General features: G+C 47.1%; 16 protein-coding genes. 6 read left to right on the top strand and 10 right to left on the bottom strand.

Annotated features, from left to right (window positions below):
• Nucleotides 1-10 precede the first annotated feature (10 nt).
• The 3 genes from OEL83_02885 to OEL83_02875 are packed head-to-tail and all read left to right on the top strand — an operon-like array spanning nucleotide 11 to nucleotide 2740.
• On the top strand, nucleotides 11-1240 hold the full coding sequence (locus tag OEL83_02885; GenBank protein ID MDK9705974.1) for a branched-chain amino acid ABC transporter permease: 1230 nt from the start codon (nucleotides 11-13) through the stop codon (nucleotides 1238-1240).
• Nucleotides 1240-2040: an ABC transporter ATP-binding protein gene (locus OEL83_02880; protein ID MDK9705973.1), complete on the top strand. Its 801-nt coding sequence runs from the start codon at nucleotides 1240-1242 to the stop codon at nucleotides 2038-2040. The genes OEL83_02885 and OEL83_02880 overlap by 1 nt, the downstream gene beginning before the upstream one ends.
• Nucleotides 2033-2740, top strand: a complete 708-nt coding sequence (locus OEL83_02875) for an ABC transporter ATP-binding protein (GenBank protein MDK9705972.1) — start codon at nucleotides 2033-2035, stop codon at nucleotides 2738-2740. Before OEL83_02880 ends, OEL83_02875 begins: the two co-directional genes overlap by 8 nt.
• A 57-nt stretch (nucleotides 2741-2797) precedes the next feature.
• Here OEL83_02875 and OEL83_02870 read toward each other — a convergent pair whose 3' ends face one another.
• From OEL83_02870 to OEL83_02860, 3 genes are read right to left on the bottom strand one after another with little or no spacing between them, the layout of a single operon-like run.
• Complete coding sequence (locus tag OEL83_02870) at nucleotides 2798-5113, bottom strand: ATP-dependent helicase (GenBank protein MDK9705971.1); 2316 nt, start codon at nucleotides 5111-5113, stop codon at nucleotides 2798-2800.
• Nucleotides 5114-5167: 54 nt separating this feature from the next.
• A complete protein-coding gene (lpdA, locus tag OEL83_02865; GenBank protein MDK9705970.1) occupies nucleotides 5168-6637 on the bottom strand; it encodes a dihydrolipoyl dehydrogenase in 1470 nt (489 codons plus the stop codon).
• Nucleotides 6638-6688: 51 nt separating this feature from the next.
• The gene (locus tag OEL83_02860; protein MDK9705969.1) at nucleotides 6689-7210 is read right to left on the bottom strand and encodes a nitroreductase family protein; all 522 of its coding nucleotides are present in this window, start codon (nucleotides 7208-7210) and stop codon (nucleotides 6689-6691) included.
• Nucleotides 7211-7441: 231 nt separating this feature from the next.
• Here OEL83_02860 and rsgA point away from each other — a divergent pair, with 231 nt between their 5' ends.
• The 3 genes from rsgA (at nucleotide 7442) to OEL83_02845 (ending at nucleotide 10402) form a co-directional block, all read left to right on the top strand.
• Nucleotides 7442-8383, top strand: a complete 942-nt coding sequence (rsgA, locus tag OEL83_02855; protein MDK9705968.1) for a ribosome small subunit-dependent GTPase A — start codon at nucleotides 7442-7444, stop codon at nucleotides 8381-8383.
• Nucleotides 8384-9591: 1208 nt separating this feature from the next.
• Entirely contained in the window at nucleotides 9592-9924 is a 333-nt protein-coding gene (locus tag OEL83_02850; protein MDK9705967.1) for a hypothetical protein, read from the top strand.
• Nucleotides 9914-10402 (top strand): acyltransferase, encoded by a 489-nt coding sequence (locus tag OEL83_02845; protein MDK9705966.1) that lies wholly within the window; start codon nucleotides 9914-9916, stop codon nucleotides 10400-10402. Before OEL83_02850 ends, OEL83_02845 begins: the two co-directional genes overlap by 11 nt.
• Here OEL83_02845 and OEL83_02840 read toward each other — a convergent pair.
• From OEL83_02840 to OEL83_02810, 7 genes are all read right to left on the bottom strand, one after another.
• Nucleotides 10392-11339 carry a glycosyltransferase family 2 protein gene (locus tag OEL83_02840; GenBank protein MDK9705965.1) on the bottom strand — a complete coding sequence of 316 codons (948 nt, stop codon included), beginning with the start codon at nucleotides 11337-11339 and terminating at the stop codon, nucleotides 10392-10394. The two genes, OEL83_02845 and OEL83_02840, sit on opposite strands and share 11 nt — an antisense overlap.
• A gap of 78 nt (nucleotides 11340-11417) precedes the next feature.
• Complete coding sequence (locus OEL83_02835) at nucleotides 11418-13262, bottom strand: hypothetical protein (GenBank protein ID MDK9705964.1); 1845 nt, start codon at nucleotides 13260-13262, stop codon at nucleotides 11418-11420.
• Between the two features lie 115 nt (nucleotides 13263-13377).
• Nucleotides 13378-14289, bottom strand: coding sequence for a class I SAM-dependent methyltransferase (locus tag OEL83_02830; protein ID MDK9705963.1), 912 nt, complete (start codon nucleotides 14287-14289; stop codon nucleotides 13378-13380).
• A 48-nt stretch (nucleotides 14290-14337) separates the two neighbouring features.
• Complete coding sequence (locus OEL83_02825) at nucleotides 14338-15366, bottom strand: acyltransferase (protein ID MDK9705962.1); 1029 nt, start codon at nucleotides 15364-15366, stop codon at nucleotides 14338-14340.
• 67 nt (nucleotides 15367-15433) lie between these two features.
• Nucleotides 15434-19180 carry a glycosyltransferase gene (locus OEL83_02820; protein ID MDK9705961.1) on the bottom strand — a complete coding sequence of 1249 codons (3747 nt, stop codon included), beginning with the start codon at nucleotides 19178-19180 and terminating at the stop codon, nucleotides 15434-15436.
• 700 nt (nucleotides 19181-19880) lie between these two features.
• Entirely contained in the window at nucleotides 19881-21215 is a 1335-nt protein-coding gene (locus tag OEL83_02815; GenBank protein MDK9705960.1) for an ABC transporter ATP-binding protein, read from the bottom strand.
• Nucleotides 21205-22023 (bottom strand): ABC transporter permease, encoded by an 819-nt coding sequence (locus tag OEL83_02810; protein ID MDK9705959.1) that lies wholly within the window; start codon nucleotides 22021-22023, stop codon nucleotides 21205-21207. Before OEL83_02810 ends, OEL83_02815 begins: the two co-directional genes overlap by 11 nt.
• Nucleotides 22024-22354: the final 331 nt, after the last annotated feature.

Here is a 22354-nt window from a genome sequence, read left to right as displayed (position 1 = left end):
GAGGAAAACCATGTCGCCGTTGAAACACACACTGAGGGGCCTGCTGCTTTCTCTCTGGTTTGCCGCTTTGACCTTCCCGATCATGGTGATCAAGGTCAACCCGGTGGAAGGAACCGTCACCTGGCGGTGGCAAAACGCCCTCTTCGTCGCCGGCGGGGTGTTTTTCATCTATCTGCTCGTCCAGCTGGCCTTGCGTCATAAAGCGGCGTCGAAAAAGGCTGGCGCCAGCGATGATACCGGCGAACAGGAATCCTTCATCCACCGCATCCTGCAGGACCAGAAACAAAAATACCTGCTCGGCGGCATCCTGCTCGCCGTGGCAGTGGCCTTTCCGACCTTTTCCTCGTCGTACCAGACCACCGTCATGACCACCGCCCTGATGTACGTCGTCCTCGGCCTTGGTCTGAATATCGTCGTCGGCATGGCCGGCCTGCTTGACCTCGGCTACGTCGCCTTTTATGCCGTCGGCGCCTATTCCTACGCCCTGCTCAACCATCATTTCGGCCTCGGCTTCTGGGCGGTGCTGCCCATCGGCGGCGGACTCGCCGCGCTGTTCGGCATTCTCCTTGGTTTTCCGGTCCTCCGCCTGCGCGGCGATTATCTGGCCATCGTCACCCTCGGGTTCGGCGAGATCATCCGTCTGATCCTCGAGAACTGGGGGGAATTTTCCAAGGGTCCGAGCGGGATTTCCAATATTGCCCGCCCCGGTCTCTTCGGCATCGAACTGAGCCTCGATTCGGCGATCATTTATAGTTACTACCTGATGGTTCTCTTTGTAATCGCTACCATCTTCATCGTCAACCGCCTGCAGGATTCCCGTCTTGGCCGGGCCTGGATCGCCCTGCGCGAAGACGAAATCGCCTGTCAGGCAATGGGCATCGACAAACGCAAGACCAAGCTGGTGGCATTCTCCCTCGGGGCCTTCTGGGCCGGGATCATCGGCGTGGTCTTCGCCGCCAAGACCACCTTCATCAACCCGGCCAGCTTTACCTTCCTGGAGTCGGCGATCATCCTGGCCATTGTCGTCCTTGGCGGCATGGGCTCAATCGTCGGAGTCATCCTTGCCGCCCTGATCCTCATCCTCCTCCCGGAATACCTGCGCGAGCTGTCACAGTACCGGATGCTCGCCTTTGGCGCCATCCTTGTGGCGATGATGGTGTTCCGGCCGCAGGGACTCATTGCCAGCATTCGCAGAACCTATAAATTTGAAAAACCGGCACCTGCCGGCAAACCTCGCTAATGGAAACGGATACCACGCCAATACTCAACATCAGCGGTCTCACCATGGATTTCGGGGGCATTCGCGCCCTCGACAGGCTCGACCTCAATGTCCGTGCCGGCGAGATCGTGGCGCTCATCGGACCGAACGGGGCCGGCAAGACCACCTTTTTCAACTGCCTCACCGGCATCTACACGCCAACAGCCGGTGAGCTGGTCCTCACCCCACCCGATAGTTCCAAAAGTATCAACCTGAAGGGGCTGAAACCGAATCAGGTAACGGAAAAGGGTCTGGCCAGGACCTTCCAGAATATCCGCCTGTTTTCCCAGATGACCGTCCTGGAAAACGTCATGATCGGCAGACATTGCCGGACCAAGGCCTTCATCGTCGGCGCCATCCTGCGCAATGCCGCCACCCGCCGGGAAGAGCAGCAGATTGTCGAAATGAGCTATGCCATCCTCGAAAAGGTCGGCCTTGCCCACCTCGCCGGTGAGTTTGCCAAAAATCTGTCATATGGTGCCCAACGACGACTGGAGATCGCCAGGGCCCTGGCCACCGAGCCCTTCCTGCTGCTCCTTGACGAACCGGCGGCCGGCATGAACCCCCAGGAAACCCACGAGCTGGATACCCTGATCCGGGAAATCTCCGCCGACGGCCATGCCATCCTGCTCATCGAACATGACATGAAGCTGGTGATGAGCCTGTCGGACCGGATCTTCGTCATGGACTACGGCAGGAAAATCGCCGAGGGAACTCCTTCCGAGATACGTGCCAACCCGGCGGTGATCAAGGCCTATTTAGGTGAGGACGTCGATGCTTAAACTGGAAAACGTACAGGCCGGTTACGGCAACATCCTGGCCATCAAGGAGATGAGCATCGACATCAACGAAGGCGAGATCATCACCCTGATCGGCGCCAATGGGGCAGGCAAAAGCACGACATTGATGACCATCTCCGGGGTCGTGCCAGCCCGGGGCGGGAGAATCCTCTATCAGGGGCGGGAGATCCATAAGGAAACCCCCGACGCCATCGTCCGGATGGGTATCAGCCAGGTCCCCGAAGGACGCCATATCTTTCCCCAGCTGAGCGTTCAGGAAAACCTCGACATGGGCGCCTTCCTGCGTAACGATAAAAAAGAGATTAAACGCGACCTCGACTATGTCTTCTCGCTCTTTCCTATCCTTGCCGAGCGGCGAAAACAGGAGGGCGGCACCCTGAGCGGCGGTCAGCAGCAGATGCTGGCCATGTCCCGGGCTCTGATGGCCCGCCCCAAGCTGCTGCTGCTCGATGAACCATCCATGGGGCTGGCGCCGCTGGTGATCAAACAGATCTTCGAGATCATCAAACAGATCAATGCCGAAAACCGCACCACCATCTTCCTTGTCGAACAAAACGCCAACCAGGCCTTGAAGATCGCCCACCGGGGATATGTTATCGAAAACGGCCGGATCGTCTTTGCCGGAACCGCCCAGTCCCTGGCAAGCAACAGCGATATCCAGAAGGCCTATCTGGGAATTTAAACGATTGATGGGTTGGTGCACCCCTGCCACTGCGCTGTGCAACCCTAAGGTTCTTCGTTACAAGGATTGCAGACGGGCGTAGGCGGCAAGGAGGATGGTCTTGCCATGATCCTCAAATTCCACCTTCAGGCGCCCCTGCTTCCTGTCCATGATCTCGGTCACCGTCCCAGCGCCGAAGAAACCGTGCCAGACCCGCAGCCCTTCGGCTATATCACCAATCTGAAGAACCTTGCCTGCGCCCCGGTCCACTGGCTCGGCTGAAACGGTATCTCCTCTGCGCAAGGCCAGAAGTTCCGGCTCACGCCCCACCGCCTTAAAGTATTCTTCGGCTATATCGATATCGCCGGCAAGGGAGACCTTCTCTGCCGCCACCAGACCATGCAACACCTGGCCAAGATCCGCGGAAAGTCCCGGATTCGCCTCATACAGAAAACGGCTGGTGCAGGCCGGTGGACCGGGATACCTGGCGCTGCCTTTTGCCATGCTGCGCTTGAAAGCGGCATCGGTCGGATGAATACAGACCACCCTCTCAATGACCCTAGTCATCGCCACGTAAAACAGCCGGCGCTCGTCTTCCAGCTCCACCGTCGCGCCCTGCTCGCGGTAAAAGGGGAAGGAGCCTTCCTCCAGGCCGGGAAGGACCACCAGGGGCCATTCCAAGCCTTTTGCCCGGTGGACGGAGGTGATCAGCAAACTGCCCGCCGCCCCGCTCTGTCCGGCCTCGCGCAGTCCGGCAATTTTTGCCAACAGCTCCACCACCGACAATTGCTGGCCGGCGGCAAAATCGATAAATGCCTGGCAGGTTTTCACCCGGTTTTCAGCGGTCGCACTACGCGCCGAAAAGGTATCATAAAAATCGTAAAGCTTCAGTTTATCGACGATGGTCTTCAGCAACCCGGCAGCCGATCCGGAGTGCGGCATCTTCGCCAGTTGGCGCCAGTTTTCGGCGGTTTCAACAAAGCGTTTCTTGAGAAAGGGTGGCAGATCCCGGTCACTCCAGGCAAGCAAGGTCTCGGGGGCGGCGGTCGGATCCTCGGCAATAGCCTGGGCAAGCCCCTCCAGTTCCTCGCGTTTGACGCCCATATGCGGCTGGGAAAGCATGGCATGCAGGATGCGGACCCGGTTTGGCAAATCCTCGGCACCAAGGGTTCCGGAGACCAGCTGGAGATATCCGGTCAGTGCCAGAATCTCCGGACAATCGAACACCTGGTTGTTGCCCTCAAGACGATACGGTATGCCCGCTTCAAGAAGGGCCAGTTCGACCGGCACACTTTGGGCAAAGAGCCGGACGAGCACTACAGCCTCGGCAAGGGACCGTCCCTGCCCCGACCACTCGCCAAGGATGGTCAGCACCGGATGGCCAGGCCTTGCCGAGGTTGTGCCGGCAAACTTGTCCGCCTCTTCAAGGCAGGTGATCGCGGTACAGGGTGTCCCCCCGTGGGAGATGCAAAATTTCCGGTCGCGCTTACGGTTATTGGCAATGAGGTGGTTGGCGGCAAGGGACAGGGCGTGGCCGTAGCGAAAGGTATAGGAAAGCAGATAGTTGGCAGGGTTGACGAAATCCAGCTGGAACCTGGTGGTAATATATTCCGGCTGGGCGCCCCGCCATTCATAGATGCACTGATCGACGTCGCCGACGACCATCACCTTCGCCCGCTTGCCGGCGAGGATCTTCAAAAGCTGCTGCTGGGCCTCGTTGATGTCCTGGTATTCATCGACGATGATATGCTCGACCCGGTCGGCAACCCAGGCGGCGAGATGCGGGTCAGCGCGCATTGCCAGGAGCGGTTCGTAGATGAGGTCGGCATAGAATCTGATCTTTTGTTCGCGCCGCACCTTTTCAAAGAGCTCAAAGGCCTGGACGAAATAGCCGTAGCGAGCAGGCAAACCGAGGCCCGCCAAGACCTGCCCGACATCAAGCACCGTTCCCTTCACCCGGTCAAGAAAGGTGAGAAACTCTTCGACCTCCTCCCCGGAAGGCCACCCCTCAAACTCCTCCTTGTACAACTCAGTCACCACCTGCCGGGCCAAGCGTTCAAGGAGGTATTCGTCGGTGACCAGGCGATAGGCCGGCAGGGCGCCGCGCTTGGTAAAGCTGTTGACCAGCCGCAGGCCAAGGGAGTGGAAGGTGCGCACCTCCGGTAAAGGGCAATTAAGGCCGCCGAGATTTTTGGTCATTGCCTCGGCAAAGCCGTCCCGCGCCGATTTATTGAACATCAGCACCAGGATCTCACCGGCCGGTGTGCCATGGCGGAGCAGATGGCCGATCCGCTCGACCATCGTCGTGGTCTTGCCGGAACCGGCTACGGCACTGACCCTGGCGTGACCGCCGCCATGACCTACAATGCGCAGTTGTTCTTCGGTAAGATTCATCGACGGATAACGAACAAGGGGCACTTTGCGACGGGTGCCGACTGGAACCCGGAACTATCTTTGTTTAGGCGGCAGGGCATCGGTAATTGAACCATCGACAATCTCGGCGGCAAAGGCAAAGGTTTCGGCAAGGGTCGGATGGGCATGGACGGTGCGGCCGATATCCCGGGCGGTGGCGCCCATTGCCAGGGCCAGCACCGCTTCATGGATCAGCTCACCGGCATTCATGCCGCAGATTCCGGCGCCGAGGATCCGGCCATTTGCTTTATCGAACAGGGCCTTGGTCACCCCCATCTGGGCGCCGACGCTGAGGGCCCGGCCACTGGCACCCCAGAGGAATTTGCCTTTATCGAATTCGATATTTTTCGCCTTGGCCTCCTTCTCCGTCAGTCCAACCCAGGCAATCTCCGGGTTGGTGTAGGCGACGGAGGGGATGGCACCTGGGTTGATGGCAAGCTCATACCGCAAGTGCATAAGTTTCGTCTGAGCAGACGAGCTGCTCAACTCAGCTTTATACCCGGCAATTATCTCGGCGGCCAATTTGCCCTCATGGGACGCCTTGTGGGCGAGCATCGGTTCACCGACGACATCGCCGACACCATAGAAATGAGGGATATTTGTTACCTGGCGTTCGTCTACCTGAAGAAAGCCACGTTCGTTCAGTTGCAGGCCGATCTCGACAAGTCCCATGCCGGCAGTATTCGGACGCCTGCCGACTGCGATGAGTACTGCGTCGAACTGGCCGCCCTCCGGGACATTTGTTCCTGCGAATTGCGCTTCGATGCAGTCGGCGGCGAGAAGAATCTTTGTCACCTTGGTCTTGGTGAAAATGCTGTAGTGCTTTTTCAATTTCAGAAAAAGCGGCTGGACAAGGTCCTTGTCGGCGGGAGGGATAATCTGGTCAAGCATTTCGACGATGGTGATCTTCGCGCCCAGGGCACTGTAGATTTGCGCCATCTCGAGACCAATGATGCCGCCGCCGATGATCAGCAGCCGTTCCGGCACGCTCTTGAGATGCAGGGCCGCCGTCGAATCCCAGATGCGCGGATCGGCAGGGATATCCGGCAGGACGAAAGGACGGGAGCCAGTGGCGATAATGGCATTGCGAAACTGCACCTCCTCCTGCTTGCCTTCGGCCCCGGTAACGACCAGAGAGGACCGGCTTGTAAAGCAGCCATAACCGTTCAGGCGGGTGATCTTTCGTGCTTTGCAGAGGCCGTCAAGACCTGCGGCCAACTGCTGGATCACCGCATTTTTCTTTGCTAGCAACCGCCCTAAATCTATCTGCGGCCTTGGGAAATCTATACCGTACTCGCTCGCCTGACATGCCTCTTCGATGGCTGCCGCAGCGTGGAGAAGTGTCTTCGAGGGAATGCAGCCGACATGCAGACAGGTCCCGCCAAGAACCGGCTCATTTTCCACAAGACAAACGGCCAGGCCAAGATCAGCAGCACGAAAGGCGGCGGTATACCCACCAGGGCCCCCGCCCAGCACCAAGACATCGTATACTTTTTCTTCGCTCATTTTCGGTTCCTAACGGAGAGAATCGAATTCATATTCCGCCTTTTATCGGGATCAGGGGGTTAGATACCTAACCCGGTCGTACAACAATGACGACTGCGGATGCCCGGTGGTTTCCCCCTTGGGGTAGCCTATGGCAATCATCGCCTCAACCACCATGGTATCCTGCAAGCCCAGGAGTTTTTTCACATATTCCTCCGCCGATACCTGGTTGTCGTGCTCCCGCATTCGCACCTGCACCCAGCAACTCCCCAGACCAAGATCCGCCGCCGCCAAATGAACGATCAGGGTAGCAATAGAACAATCCTCAATCCAGACATCGCATTTTGCCGGATCGGCACATACCACTATGGCAAGCGGCGCATTTTTCATAAACGTCGACCCATGAACCTTGGCTTTGGCCAGGTCCTGGATGACTTGAGGATCGGAAACCACTACAAACCGCCAGGGGTTGAGACTGCGGGAAGACGGAGAACGCAGCATGGCCTCAACCAACAGGTCGACTTTTTCTTTCTCCACCGGTCGCTGAAGGAATTGCCGGATGCTTCTGCGTTTTCGTAAAAGATCAATAAACATATCTGTTCCTCAGTTAGAAAAAGCAGCTGAACGCTGGCTGTCGAAGATATGGACGAAGAGCAAATAATCTTAACTCTGTCCAAAAAGAATGTATAATACCCAAATTATTTTATCCATCAATGACCAATCAAGCAGATGGCTGATTGCAGGACCTTTGCATCTGTACCGTTGAGAAAGTCCTCACCCTTGCAACCGGGCAAGACAGCCAAATAGAACATAACAAGGAGCATTTTGGAAACAACGCAGATGACCGGCACCGGCGAGGAAGGACTTATCGTCGCCCATTATGGGGTGGCGGTAGAGGTCCTCTTTGCTGCAAATAGTGAGCGAAGGATGATCCGGGTCAAGCGCAACTCGGGTCATGTGGTCGGCGACAAGGTGACGGTCAAGGAGGATGTCCTCACCCGGCTTCCCAGGACATCGGAAATCTCCCGCATGGACGCCCGCGGCGGCTCCCACCTGGTGGGAGCCAATCTTGACATACTGGGCATTGTCGTTTCTTGCGAACCGCTGCCGCCGCCGGGCTTTATCGACCGGGCAATTGTCGCGGCCCGAAAGTCCAGTATCCAACCAATACTGATCATCAACAAATCAGACCTTCCCTGCTTTGCCGCCTATCACGCTGCAATTGCCCCGACATATCAAGAATCGACCAATATCTTTGTGCTCAGCGCAGCTAACGGCACTGGCCTGGCCGCCTTGAGCAATTTCTTCAGTGAAGGACACAGGGGCATCTTCATCGGCCCTACCGGAGTCGGCAAAAGCTCCATCCTCAACAGCCTCCTTCCGGATATCGATCTACAGGTCGGTGAAATCAGCGAAAGCAAAAAGCGGGGAAGGCATACCACGACCGTGTCCACCCTCCACTATCTCAATGGCGGAGGGGAAATTATCGATTCGCCCGGCTTTAATGATTTCGGCCTGATCGATGTCTCACCAGCAGCCCTCGCCGCCCATTTTCCAGGGTTTGAAAAGGCCGGAAGAGAGGGATGCCGGTTCAGGGACTGCAAGCATAAAGCCGAGCCGGGCTGCGCAGTCACTTCTTTGCTGCACAAGAAAGAAATTGATGAGAAACGCTATACAGTATACCTGCAGATACTTACCGAGACTGAAGCGTTACCAACTGATTCAAAATACCGGGAAATGCGTCACCGGCGGAAGAAGAATGGGTGAGGCAAAACTAGGACAACAGATGCGACAAATCTTTTTCAAAAGGAGCATTACCTTCGCTCATCTACAACAGCGTTTACATCCTTCGTTTAACGACACCACGATGGTTTGGTATATCCAAAACATCTTTCTTATAAATATGACCATTCGCTGACACATTCCTTTGAAGCCACGACTTAACGTGCTGAACTAAATTCCATAACTTCTAAAGCTATGTTTCTCAGTGACATCCCTGTTTTGCGAAGTGTAAAAATCTGGTATCTTGGTCCTTGGGTGAGTTGCAGATCGAGTGTTCTTTGATTTTACACTAACGACATGGCGTAAGAGTGACAGCCAAATAAAAATTTCAACTCACCTAATTTCCCAATTTGAGTCTGTAGCACTTATTGTACTGCTACCACAGAAGTAATAATCTTCAAAAGAAGCGTATTAGGTAACCCCACCCAGGGAATCCCATCCTTTTCTACCTAACTAACATGTTTAAAATAACACCCTATGTATAGGATACCTATTAGGGCAGAATCGAGAGATCAAATACTTAAATATATCCTCATCAGCGCAACCGGATATATTTTTGTTTTTTCCGGTCTATTTATCTTTATCGAATTGTTCAAATTTAATGAGAAATTATCATTTTGCATAATTTATGGAATATGTTACATATTCCTTTATTATATTCAATTGAAGGTTCTTTTTAACTCGCAACATGATCATAAAAAATTTCTAAAATTTGTATTCTATTTAATTTTCCTATATCTATTGGCAAATTTATTATATAATTCACTTAATTTTCTTAATTTCCACTACCTTCTCTCTACTGCAATTTCAGTCACAATCTTAATACCGATTCGTTTTATAATAATCAAATATTATGTTTACAAAAATTAACTCCCGGCCAAACATAGTTCACCCATTTTTATAAAACATACACTCTACAGGGTTAATTGACATATGACTGAATTAATATGTCTTACTCTTGCTCTTAATGGTAAAAAGCTAAGATGAACAGCTTTATTTACAAAATTGATTACATATCTCAAAAGTTCTTCACATCTCTACTCTTCACCATACCTGTCCTCAAATCTATCAAGATACTTTTCCATAGAATTCGGTTCAACACAGGAAATATTAATATCTCTACCGACGTTGTTATAACTAACTTTGACAAACCAAATCCATCAAGTGGAATAATCTTTCATGGCAACTGTATCTTGTCACGGCACATTGAAATTGACATCTCGGGTGGAGTTGAAATCGGCAATAATGTCTGCATTTCAGACAAGGTCACGATCCAAACCCATAAGCACGAGTTTGATGGCTTCAGCATTTTTGACAACATTACCAGTCAATCGCCTTTGCGCATTGAAGACGAGGTTTGGATTTGCAACAATGTGATAATCACAGAATCTGTTAAACATATTGGCAAAGGAGCGATCATTTCTTCCGGCGCCGTTTTAACCAAAGATGTCGAACCTTACAGTGTAATGGCCGGAATCCCTGCGAAACACATTAAATATAGAAAAGAGATACCCTATGAACCATAAACCGATCTGGAACTCCGGATTCTCAAAAATATATTTCAAAAAAGCTATAAAATTCTTCCTCATTCACATATCGAAACAATTTTTTATAGCTCCTGGTTTAAGAAGTTATCTCTTAGCTGCCTGCGGAATTAAATTTTATGACCGGAAAAGCACGTTCATCGGATCGGATGTTTTGTTTGATACAACAGAAGGAACAACAACAACAATAGGAAAAAACGTTGTTATAACTAATGGCTCAAGAATAATAACGCACTACCCTATACTGTCGAGAACAGGTATCAAAGAATACAGGAAAGGCGATGTGGTAATTAAAGATTATGCATTCATCGGCATGAACACGCTCATTATAAAACCGGTCACAATCGGACTCTCGGCAGTTGTTGGCGCAGGATCGGTGGTAACCAAGGACGTACCAGATTATTCGATTGTTGTCGGTAATCCGGCGTCTGTAATAGCTACAATTGATACTACTCCTTAAACTTCATACTCTTAAGCAAATACATGATCTTTTCCTGATTATCTCGAATTCTTCCAAGAATATCCGCAATAAGCGCCAGGACAAAAAAGATTACTGCTACAATCTCAGTCAAGACAGACAAAATCCCAAGGCCTTTATAGGGACTTATCGTACCGATAAGTAACCAATGCAGAGCTACAAAAACCCCAGGGATCAACCCAATAATAAAAACAACGGCTGCTATAGCGCCAAAAAAGTAAAACGGTTTATAGTCTTTTAGCGACTTTAAAATTATCTTTCCTGTCTGCACACCATATTTCAGAAGACTATTGGCCACTCTTGAAACGCGATCATCAAAATACTTGACTGAGACAGGTATTTGCTCAATACAAAAACCCTTGTTAACAAGATCTAAAATAGTTTCGTGTGTATATGTAAATTTTCCTTGCAAATTCAGACTTAGAAGGCATTCCTTGGAATACGCCCTGAAGCCGCAAGAGGCATCCTCAATTTTTTCTCCGCAAGCCCAAGAAACGATTCGATTCACCTGCTGATTCCCCCAATATTTTATCTCAGGCATATTTGCGGGCTTAGCATTTGTAAATCTTTTTCCTATACAAAAGTCTGCGACGCCCTGAACTATGGGTTTTATCATTTGGGATATTTGCCCTACATCGAATTGTCCGTCAGCATCAATACTGCAAAGAATATCAACCCGCCTTTCCAAAGCGACACGAACCGCAGTTTGAAAGGCTCCACCGACACCTTTATTGGATTTATGACTAACCACAAAGGCACCAGCGGCCTCTGCTTCCCCTGTGGTATTATCGCTGCTCCCATCATTGACGACTAAAACCTTAACATCTTCAATTCCTACAAATGATCCTGGTATACTTGCGATGACCTGCCTGATTGTTTTAGCCTCATTAAAGGCTGGAATATATATCAATAGATTCATTTTTTACAGGTGAATTGAATTATTAAAGATTACAACAGTAGGAGAAAAATGGATTTCTTTACTATCCAATCAATCACGCTAATCCCTCTTTATTTCGGCAAAAAAGATATCTTTATCTAGCTGGATTAACTCTTCGGTCGTCCTATTTTTAAATGTATTCTTCATAGCATCGTCAGGCTTCCACAAAAGTACATGCGTAGGCTTGGTGTTTTCAAACAGTTTATTGACATCTTTATATGGAAATGTACCGATAAATTTGTCGACTTTATACGGTAGGAGAAAATACTTAATTATATTGTGAGAATGTCTTCCACTAACAAACCTTTGATCATCGACAGGGCTATAAATAGCTATCCTGGCCTGGCTATCTCCCACCTTTATTTTTATTTTTGTTGCAATGCTCTGATAAGACGGGAGAATAATTTCTGCTGCAATTAGTTTTTTGCTTCCAAGTCCTCTTAACTGGATGCAAGTTGAAATCGTTAAATATACTCCGCTTGCACAAAGTAACAGTACAAATGCTGTAGAAAGATAACCTCTGTCGTTAGTCCTGTTTTCAGTAATAAGAAGCAAAGGAAAAATTAATAATCCAGCGGTAATGTATCGCTTCAAACTATTTGAGTGAAAGCTTGTTGGGTGAATAAAATAATAGGCAACACCAGCTCCTGACACAAGGAGGAACGCCAAGAAAATCGCGAGATTTCTTCCAGTAAAGTACTGACTACGCAAAACAAACAAGACAAACAAGCAAAGCCCATATATCAAGTATTCGAATGAGGAATAAAGATAAACAAGAATTTGCAGCAAACGATTCGACAAATAAGAAATTGTCAGTTCAACCGATGGGGAGTAAAAATTTAACTCTTGGGGCAGATATAAATTGATATATTTTTTATAATAAAGAGTGGAACCTATATATAAGCAGGCAAAAAGAAGAAAGCCTAAATTAACTTTTGTGGTAAGGCTTTTACTTAGCTCTTGTAAAGAGCAATGTGTTCGATAGACCTCGTAAAGCAAAAAGACGACAACCAATTCAAGAACATAAATTATATTTGTCGGCTTGATTGCCAAGATCACAATTAAAAAAAATATTATTGCAGATGTCCTCAAGTTCCCCTGAGCGATAAAAATAAGAGTAGCGACAATGGTGATATAAAAGCATACTGCCAGGTCAGCATAAAATGTCATAGCTAAGAACTGAGTACTGAACGCGAAACAAGTCAGATAAATTCCTGTAAGATACGAGATATATCGGGGACAGTGCAGAAAATAGCCCCCAACCAATATTAACCCAGAGAAAAGATACAGGGCGTTAAATAAAAAGTTAAAATTTTCAGCACATAAATTATAGAAATTATACAACAGAACGGCATGCAGAGGAATAAAGGAAGGGTAGTTTACCAGTGAAAATAATTTTTCAGAATTGGAGGGGAGTGCGCCGTTTAAAAATATCTCTTTAGCATTCACTAACCAAAACGTAAAATGATCCCATGCTAAGGCCTGTTGTCTAAAGCTAAAAAAAATGTAGCACCCAAGAATTGTCAAAGCCGGAAGAAATAAAACGAGATGAGAAGGACTCACCCGTGGTAGGTCAGGAAGCGGACGTTTCAGCAAAAACCAAGAAGTGATTTGCTGAAAAAGAAGAGCAATACCGATTGTCTTTGAATCAATTGCGCCTCCGAAGTTGCCCCAGGTTAAAAGAATTATGCATGTCGTGCTCAGACCAAGAATTATCGGCAGACATGTGTATACAAATAGCCAATTTTCTTTAAATAACGGTGCAACGTACCAGTTTAGAGATACTCCAGACTGATACAGTATGGCAATCAAGGCAAAAAACCACAAAGGGCTAGCCAAGGTTGGCTCATCAAAAAAAATAAAACACGTCAATATCAGGATGATACAACGCAGAGCGATAGCCATTGTATATTTTTTTCTAAAATGATTATTTTTAAGGCCAAACGTGGCAGCATAAACACTTTCATGAACTTGTTAAAAACGCCAGCGACAAATTTCCACCAATCATCTTCTCGTAATTCTATTTCCTCTGTATCCAAAAGCTTCCCCCGCCTCCAAACTCGGGATATCGGGAAAAGCTTTCCTGGACAGCGGCCTTATGACGAGTTCCCATAAAATGGGCAGCCCAAACGACCTTCCAATCAAAATTGTACTGTAAAAATGCACGCAGCAAGTATTGCTCGTTCCAATTTCTCCCCTCATCAATAACCCAAACCTTAGGATATTCATCCGGCAAAAAAATATCATGAAAATGGACTAGCACACCCTGTTTGAGTCGTGGCAAGACCTCAAAAAGCAAATAATTTACATCACTTCCAACTTTTGATACATGCGATGAATCAATTACCAAGATGTCATTGGCATCCAGCCTATCAAAATATTCCAGTTCAACGTCTTCCACTCTTTTTTGTACAAGACCGGTGATTCCAGGAACCCCATCAATAAGGAATTGCCTTGGAAAGGGTTCAATACAGTAAAAATCAAGATTTAAGTTCAGGATCCGTCTATTAACTTCAGCAGTAATCAATGATGAATAGCCACTGCCAATTTCAATTACAGATTTTGGCCGATAGTGGCAAAGCATTGTGAAAAGGACTTCTGCATCCAATACCGGAAACTGATCATTACTATAAAAATAGATAGCGCCATCATCCGGTTTTTCGGTTGGAAAGTCGATTTTCGCGGTATAAGGCTTTAGTTTGAGGAGCAAGTTTAACTGCTCCTGAATATTCATTTCAATTCCTGGCATCAAATCCGTCTGTGCCCAGATCCTTCCCTCGCGATTTCGGATATCGATAGGGTCAGCTACCGGCGAATAAAAATGACCAAGCGGAAACAACATCCGAATACCAGGCTTATTTCCATTATTTAGTTCACTAACATCAATAGAAGGAGTGCTATCAAATATTTTAGTGAAGATTTTTTTAAACATGTTTGCTTGTCCAAGAGAATTTTTTGCCGTCCTGTTATAGGCAATTGTTCAAATAGGGCGGGGTGGCTTCAATTTGAGAGCAGGCCGCTCTATCCAATGCCATGATAACCCTGCCAGAATGACAGTAATAATCCCTGTGACGATAAGATAGATCTTTAAAGGCATGTGTGGCCAAAAATGGGCGATAGTCTGCTGGACAGGAAAGGCATAAATATATATGCCATATGAATAATCATACTTTGCAAATCGGCTGAGAATTGGACTGTGCGCCATACCAAAAGCAATCACAAGAAATGGAAGGATTATCCAACTCGCAATAACAAATAATTGAGGCCAGCGGGTGAGCATCAGCCAGATAATTACTGCTCCTAAAACATTACTAACCGTGAATAACCTGCTAATGTTGTACTTAAATGCGGCGGCACCAACCCAGAAATATGCTCCGCAAATTAATACTTGGCGGAAGTCAGTGCGATAGATCACTAACATTTTTGGAGTCTCCATCGCCCATAATTTTGCTAATACCACAAAGCACAAGGCTACAATAGCCCACCCAAATTTAGGAATGCGAGCTACACCGACCAGCGCCAAAGCGAAGTACATCGAAAACTCTGCCGGCAAACTCCACAAAGAACCATTTATTGCATTTGGATAATGATTTGTTGTGAATACTCCTGGTAAATTATAGGACATATACAATGCGATATTGGAGAAATAATTTCGGGTCTGCACATGTGAAAAATATTCAAAAATCGGCAATTTTGTCAGAAGTGGACCCAACATTAAAACTGTCAATGTAATGCAAACCACTAAACCAGGAAATATTCTTAGAGCTCGCCGCTGCAAGAATCGAAAAGGATGGGGATCACTTACCCAACTTTGAGCCACCAAGTAGCCACTGATGGCAAAGAAAATATAAACCCCAAGTGCTCCTAATGATGCCCAACTCATAAATGACGGAGCCGGCAATCCTAGAAAAACAAATGAATGGCCATAAAGAACTAAACCTGCGGCAAGCCACCGTAATACTGTAAAGTTATTTTGATGGATCTGGTGCGAGGTGGTATTATTGATCATTCTTATGCACGGTTTATGTAAAAAATCTCTTCAATTGACAAATTCCAAACGCCTACCTTCTCAGCATTTATTTCAGTATTCTATGTTTTTCCTGTATACGTTCATAATAATGGTCAAGATTATTTTTTCTCTTATCATACATATCCTTTTCAAAAGGTATTCGATACAACGATGTGGTCTTTGCAATTCTTAGAAACTTGTAGTTCCGCATGTATCGTATCCAGAGGTCCCAGTCCTCAAGATATTCGAGATCGGGATCGAGTCCACCGAGATTTTCAAAACATTGCCGACGAAACAGTACTGCCTGAATTGGAAAGTGGTTCCGTTCAAGTATGGTAGTGCTATCAGGTTCCACTGTATGCGCAACCTGATAATGCCTGTCATAATAGCTCGATCCATCCTCCGATTCGGTCGTTGACACACAAAAGGCTGACGCCCAGACAGCATCATTCTCAGGATTTTTTAAAAGAGCGTTGAGCAGCGTTTCCACGTGATCACAATACAACAAATCATCCTCATCAAGAAAATTAAAGAAATCACCGCTCGCTATTGATAAACCGATATTTCCTGCCTGGCAACGCCCCACCTTAGCAACCGGCCGATAAACAACATTATGCCCCCGAAAAGAAGACACGAGGTCCTGGGCAAAGCTCGAGCCATCCTCAACGACGACGATTTCCACATTTCTATACGTTTGATTTATGATCGAATAAAGAGCGCGTTCAAGATAATGAAGACGTCCTATCGTGCGCACGATAACAGACACTTTGGCATTTGATTCCACAACTGCACTGGCAAAGAAATCCCCCTCACGACGGACTTCATAGTCATTCCCTTCGAAAAATGGCTTAAAGAATTGGTTCGACTCGCATCTGGTCGATCTAAAGATAGCACTTGTCCTATCCACCTCGGTGAGTTTTTCATGCAACTCATGGGGTGCGTATTTCCCCACATACCGGAAGAAGCGGAGAAGCAAATCCCGTCCGACCTGAATATCCAAATCTTTACCAAAACGATTACGCAAAAAGTAATTATGTAGAGCACCAAAATACTGTGCAATTGGCTTAGTTTCTCCCGCCCGACTGTAGCAGTGATGAGTAATGGTGAGCGAAGGACAATACAGCAGACGATAGCCCTGGGCCCTGAGTCGCCAGCTTAAGTCAACATCCTCACAATACATGAAAAGATTGGCATCGAATCCTTTGACAGCTTCGAACGCCTCTCGCTTTACAGCAACTGCGGCACCGCTGAACCAGCTTGTTTCCAGTGAAACCGGGTCGTAACATTTAGGGTGCTCATAGGGCAATTGACGAAATTCCCAGGCAGCCACATCGTTTGCCGATCGGTTTATAATGTCGCTCAATTTCATTAATGCCTGAGGGTCGTGCAACTCCGTATCAATATTCAAAAACACTAGATACCGATTGGATCCAACCTCAGCACCTTGATTATTTGCAACGCCGAAGCCAGCATTCGTTGAATTTTTTATGATTGTAATGTGTGAAAATTGATTTGAAAATTCCGATATTTTATTTACCGTATCATCTGTTGAGGCGTTATCAATTATGGTAAGAGTTATAGTTTTTTCATGTGGCAGCAATGATCTCAGGCAGTTATCAATCCACCTTCCTGAATTAAATGTCACGAGGACCAAATCAAAGAACAAGGTCTCTTCCGAGTCGATGGAGGTTTTTTCTGCAAGGGACAGGGCAAAGGGCCTTACTGAGGCCGAACTTACTCCTGGCCTGACAAACCCTGGAATAACAGTCGGAGTGAATGACAGTCTTTTTCCTTCAACAACCCCATACTTCATATAGTGATGCAGTGGATTCATGCCACTTTGAGCAACGTCAGGATACGCGGCCAAATACCAAATCCCATTAAAAAAGGGTCCAGGATTTCGTCCTTCTTTCTCTCCGTGCTTCATGAAATGCAACAATGGATTCATACCGCTCTTTGCCACATCGGGATACACATGCAAATACCAGCGAGTGTTGAAATAGGGGGTGGGGTTCCTCCCCTCCTCAACACCACATTCTATAAAGTGTTGCAACGGATGCATCCCGGTCGCGAATACCTCGGGGTATTCGCCAAGGTACCACCGTGTATCAAAATACGGGTTAGGATTCCTCCCTTTTTCCAACCCATGTTTTATATAATCTAACAACGGGTCAAGACCGGAAGAAGCCACATCCGGATACTCTTCTAAATACCATATTGATTGGAAATAAGGGTTGGGGTTCTTCCCTTCCTTAATGCCATATTGCATATAGTGCAGCAGTGGGTCAATACCGATACTGGTAACTTCTTTATACTCATCGATATACCAACACGTTTCAAAAAACGGTCCGGGATTTCTCTTCTCGATAATTCCAAACTCCATATAATGAAGGAGGGGAGGTAAACCGCTTGCCTTGACTTCCGGATATTTATTGGTATACCAATTTGCATCGAAATACGGGTTGGGATTCCTTCCCTCTGCAATACCGTACCTTATGTAATGTACCAAGGGGTTCATATCGCTATTGGCAACATCCGGATACTCAAATAGATACCAATGGGTATGAAAATACGGATTGGGATTTCTTGCTTCCTGTGCGCCATAAAGCATAAAATGCATGAGTGGATTAATTCCACTACGAGCGACATCGGAATACTGACTTAAATACCAGCGAGTGTCGAAATATGGATTAGGATTTCTCTCTTCTTCTATTCCAAAAAAAAAGTAGTGATAAACTGGCGAGATATTTGATTCCTTAACATCAGGATATTGTAGTAAATACCAGCTTGCATCAAGTAAAGGTTGTTCCTTGAGACATTGGTGAAACTTAACATACCCAATCCATTTTTGAATATTTAAAATGTGCGCAAACTTTAACAAAGAAGAATTCGAAATATATCCATACAACTTGTTTGTTTTCATCTCTTTTTCTAACAAGTTGTGTTGCAGCACAACAACCTGCCAATCCCTCTGAACAATGTCCTTCTGAAAATTGTCTATTATTTCATGGCACCGTGCAATTTCCTTCTGCTGGCTTTCTATCTGCCACGTTGATTCACGTACATAATCATTTTCACTGAGTGGCTGCTCAAAAAGCCCACCCTCGAGCAAAGGCAACTCCCCATCGGATGCGACAGCAATTAAATACAATGGACGAGAAATACCGGAAATCTTATGATCCGTTGTCGCATTAGTTTCATAACTTCTTACTCTGCTAATACTGTTTTCCTGGAAAATTGCCGATCCATATACCATCTTTTGGCCACACATGAGATGCCGCTTGAAGAATCCCGCAAGTAATCCATCAAACTCGTCGCGATATAATTCTTTTACATGATATTTATTTTGAGTTTTTGTATTGTCGGTATATTCCAATTTGTCTGGAGTAGATATAACCAGTACTCCTCCAGGAATTAAGACTCGCTTTATTTCACGCATCATTAACTCATGCTCGGCATGGTGCTCAAGAGTCTCAAAACTAACTACTATATCGACACTTTGGTCATCTAGCGGTATAGATGCGCACGAACCAATTTTGAACTCTAGATTGCTAATGCGATATTTAGAATTAGCATGTAAAACAGCTTCTGCATCGATATCTACACCAACGACAGTGCTCGACTTAACTGCTAATAATGCAGCTCCATAACCTTCTCCGCTCGCAATATCTAAGACTCTTTTTCCTTCGGTAAATTGCATTGCAAAAAGATAACGATGGAGATGCTCAGCTTCTATGTTTCCATGTACTTCTGGAAGGTATCGTTCACCGGTCCAAGATAACTGTTGGTTTAATATCATATTAGCATTACTCATTGTAAGGATACCTCTATTGCAATCCCAGCTGGATAATCAAAGCAATGGAGTTTTACATTTTTAAAACCAGCATGAGCTACATAACACCATATGTCAGCTCAAAACTCCGTATAAACAAGACAATCATACGCTTTCAAATCAGGCAACCCATGGTAGCAATTTTTTAATCCCTCACGTTGACGAGGCATTCGGCCAACCACGGTTGGAACCGTGAAAATACATTTTCCATCAAATTTTAAAACTCGCCTGTACTCAGCTAGACCGACAATTGGCTGAGGCACATGTCCAAGAGTATCTGAGTAATTACCAAATCGAATATTCTGAATTCAACTGAAAGATTTGTCGTATAATACTCTAGATATCTAGCGAATTTGTGATCCTACAATTTACCGATTATTTTTTGTAACCAACCTGCTTTATTAATTTCTACGACGTTCAAAGAATTTGCCAGCTCTTTTTGAACGAACTGATTCGGTCTCTCTTTAAACTTATAAGCAAACACTGAGTGGATCGATGAACTCCGGAACCGCCTGGCAAAAAGCGAAAAATGAATTCTCTATGTGGATCCCTAACTCCACAAATATTCTTGGCCAAACATCCTGAACAACCCAGGCCACAAAAGGGCTATACCCTATTTAAGAAATTGGAAAACTTGAAGAGTTTGGGAAGAACTATGCTATCTCAAGTTGAGCATTGTAGTTCATACCTTGCCCATTTTAATATCTTTCATCGGCACACCGACAAGCCCTGTGCTGACGCTGCTACTATGCGATTTAAAGAGGATGGCCTCATGTATCCAATGGTGCTGCACATGGTCTTGCTGTGATCCTTCCGCCAAGGCAACGGTAACCGAATAGTCCCCCATAGGCAAGATCGGCATCATAAAGTCAAAAATGGCATAGAACGAACTTCCGGATGAAATGGTCAACGGTTTCCGCTGTGAAAAGTTGCACGTATTATCACCAAACAATGTTTGCCCTAACCGATCGTTAACGGAAAAGCCAATAATTGGGCTGAACAAGTCAATTTCTGCTCGACAGAAAACCTTTAATGCCACCATTTCTCCACCCACCACCCAGGTTAATGGATTTCCGTGCCGATCCTGGAGTTGAACCGAAATTATGTGCCCTCCGCCTTTGCCAAAAGCAGGGGAGTCAGACATAAAGGAAAACAACTCAATATCGTTGCGGTATGTGGTTGAATTTATATAATCTAACCGCATATCACGCGGCTGATCCTTGATCAACACAGCACGTGTGTCATTTTCTATTTCTGGGATTATTGCACCTTCACCCTGCTGGGATTCATAAAGCTCTTCAAGATAGAACTTGGCAATTTCCTTAGGATCTCCTTGGCGTTTTGCCACGCCTTTATCGAGCCAGATAGCACTCCGGCAGAGATTAATCACTGCCCCGGTATCATGACTGACAAACAACACTGTGCCCTTCTCCATAAACTTTCTCAGAAATCGCATACATTTCTGAGTGAAGAAGGCATCCCCCACGGAGAGAGCCTCATCGATCACCAGAATATCGGCATCCACATGGGCAATTACAGCAAAGGCCAGGCGGACCATCATACCGCTGGAATAGGTTTTCACAGGCTGTTCAATAAAGTCACCGATATCGGCAAAAGAAACTATCTCATCAAAACGACGATTGATAAGTTCATGACTGAGGCCAAGTACCGAGGCATTCATATAGACGTTTTCTCGCCCGGTGAATTCCGGATTGAAACCCGAACCAAGTTCCAATAAGGCGGCAATTCGACCGTTTGTCTGAATACTGCCGCAGGTCGGATTGAGTGTCCCGCAAACCAGCTGGAGCAACGTTGACTTACCGCTACCATTACGGCCAATAATTCCTACGGTCTCACCCTTTTTGATCTCAAAGGAGACATCCTTTAGTGCCCAGAATTCCCGGTAATACTGCTTACGGCCGCGCCGCAGCATTTGCAGGAGCCTGTCGCGTGGTCTGTCATACAGTTGGTAGCACTTACTCAGTTTGTCTACCTTGATGGCAATATCAGAGGACATCCGCGAACCCTTTTCTTGTCTTCTGGAACCAGGCAAAACCAAGCCAAGCGAAAACGAGCGAGCAGCAGTAATACACAAGCAATATTTTCAGATCAGGGACCTTGCCCCAAAACAAAACATCTCTCGTCTGTTCGATAACCGGCGTCAAGGGATTGAGTTGAAAGAGTATTTGATATGTTTCCGGGAGACTTGCGGCTGAGTAAAAAATCGGCGAAAGAAAGAGAAGAGCTGTGGTAAAGATACCAATTACCTGCGAAACATCACGCAAATAGACACCGAGCGCCGCCAACCACCAAGACACCCCGGCAGTGAAAAACAACAGTGGCAGAATGACAAAAGGCAGCAACAAAACAGTCAAATGCGGCATTCCAAACAAAATGAAATAGGCGATAAGCCATACGAAAAAACTGACGATTGCATGAAATAATGCCCCGCCCAGGGTCACCAGCGGCAGTATTTCCAGCGGGAATATGACCTTTTTGACGTAATTGGTATTGGATAGAATCAAGCCCGGCGCCCTGTTGACGCATTCGGCAAAAAGGTTAAAGACCATCAATCCGGCAAAGAGGATAAGCGCGAATTCAACCTTTGAGCCACTCCCCGCATGCCACCTTGCCTTGAAGACCACGCTGAAAACAAAGGTATAAACCGTCAGCATGAACAATGGATTGAAAAACGACCAGAGAATCCCCATAAAGGACCCCCGGTAACGGCCCACAACCTCCCGTTGCACGGATGTTTTTATGAGATAACGGTTGCGCCACACACTGGCCACCATTTCTCTTGGGGCAAGAGAGAAGTACTGCATCAGAAAGATACCCCCTGCGAATACATAAAAATTGCCAGCCGCATTACCTGCCGAATCGACAGTGTTTTGACAATCAAACGGTGCTGCCTTTGCCGTTCAGAAGGCCATTGACACGGCAAATCGTCACGCCTTGGTGAAAAATCAACGATATGTCCTCAAGAAACATGATCCGGGAGAGCTCCTGGCCCGACCCTCAACGAAAAAACTCCCATGACGGGAAGACATTTCCAGGTACACCCTATACATCAAAGGACTCCCCGGCTCAAGGATATTATCAGATATTGCCCTGGGCACAATAGGGAAGTGGCTGTGTTCACCTGCAGTCCCGGCA

This window comes from Desulforhopalus sp. (genome assembly GCA_030247675.1).
GTDB lineage: Bacteria > Desulfobacterota > Desulfobulbia > Desulfobulbales > Desulfocapsaceae > Desulforhopalus_A.
This window is presented reverse-complemented; position numbering and strand designations above follow the sequence as displayed.

Bases quoted from the DNA above. Each gene is read 5' to 3' on its own strand.
- OEL83_02840 (MDK9705965.1), bottom strand. From the start codon at position 11,339: ATGAATCTATTGATATATATTCCAGCCTTTAATGAGGCTAAAACAATC.
- OEL83_02820 (MDK9705961.1), bottom strand. From the start codon at position 19,180: ATGAGTAATGCTAATATGATATTAAACCAACAGTTATCTTGGACCGGT.
- lpdA (MDK9705970.1), bottom strand. From the start codon at position 6,637: ATGAGCGAAGAAAAAGTATACGATGTCTTGGTGCTGGGCGGGGGCCCT.
- OEL83_02830 (MDK9705963.1), bottom strand. From the start codon at position 14,289: ATGTTTAAAAAAATCTTCACTAAAATATTTGATAGCACTCCTTCTATT.
- OEL83_02825 (MDK9705962.1), bottom strand. From the start codon at position 15,366: ATGATCAATAATACCACCTCGCACCAGATCCATCAAAATAACTTTACA.
- OEL83_02860 (MDK9705969.1), bottom strand. From the start codon at position 7,210: ATGTTTATTGATCTTTTACGAAAACGCAGAAGCATCCGGCAATTCCTT.
- OEL83_02875 (MDK9705972.1), top strand. From the start codon at position 2,033: ATGCTTAAACTGGAAAACGTACAGGCCGGTTACGGCAACATCCTGGCC.
- OEL83_02810 (MDK9705959.1), bottom strand. From the start codon at position 22,023: ATGCAGTACTTCTCTCTTGCCCCAAGAGAAATGGTGGCCAGTGTGTGG.
- OEL83_02845 (MDK9705966.1), top strand. From the start codon at position 9,914: ATGAACCATAAACCGATCTGGAACTCCGGATTCTCAAAAATATATTTC.
- OEL83_02870 (MDK9705971.1), bottom strand. From the start codon at position 5,113: ATGAATCTTACCGAAGAACAACTGCGCATTGTAGGTCATGGCGGCGGT.
- OEL83_02815 (MDK9705960.1), bottom strand. From the start codon at position 21,215: ATGTCCTCTGATATTGCCATCAAGGTAGACAAACTGAGTAAGTGCTAC.
- OEL83_02885 (MDK9705974.1), top strand. From the start codon at position 11: ATGTCGCCGTTGAAACACACACTGAGGGGCCTGCTGCTTTCTCTCTGG.
- OEL83_02835 (MDK9705964.1), bottom strand. From the start codon at position 13,262: ATGGCTATCGCTCTGCGTTGTATCATCCTGATATTGACGTGTTTTATT.
- OEL83_02880 (MDK9705973.1), top strand. From the start codon at position 1,240: ATGGAAACGGATACCACGCCAATACTCAACATCAGCGGTCTCACCATG.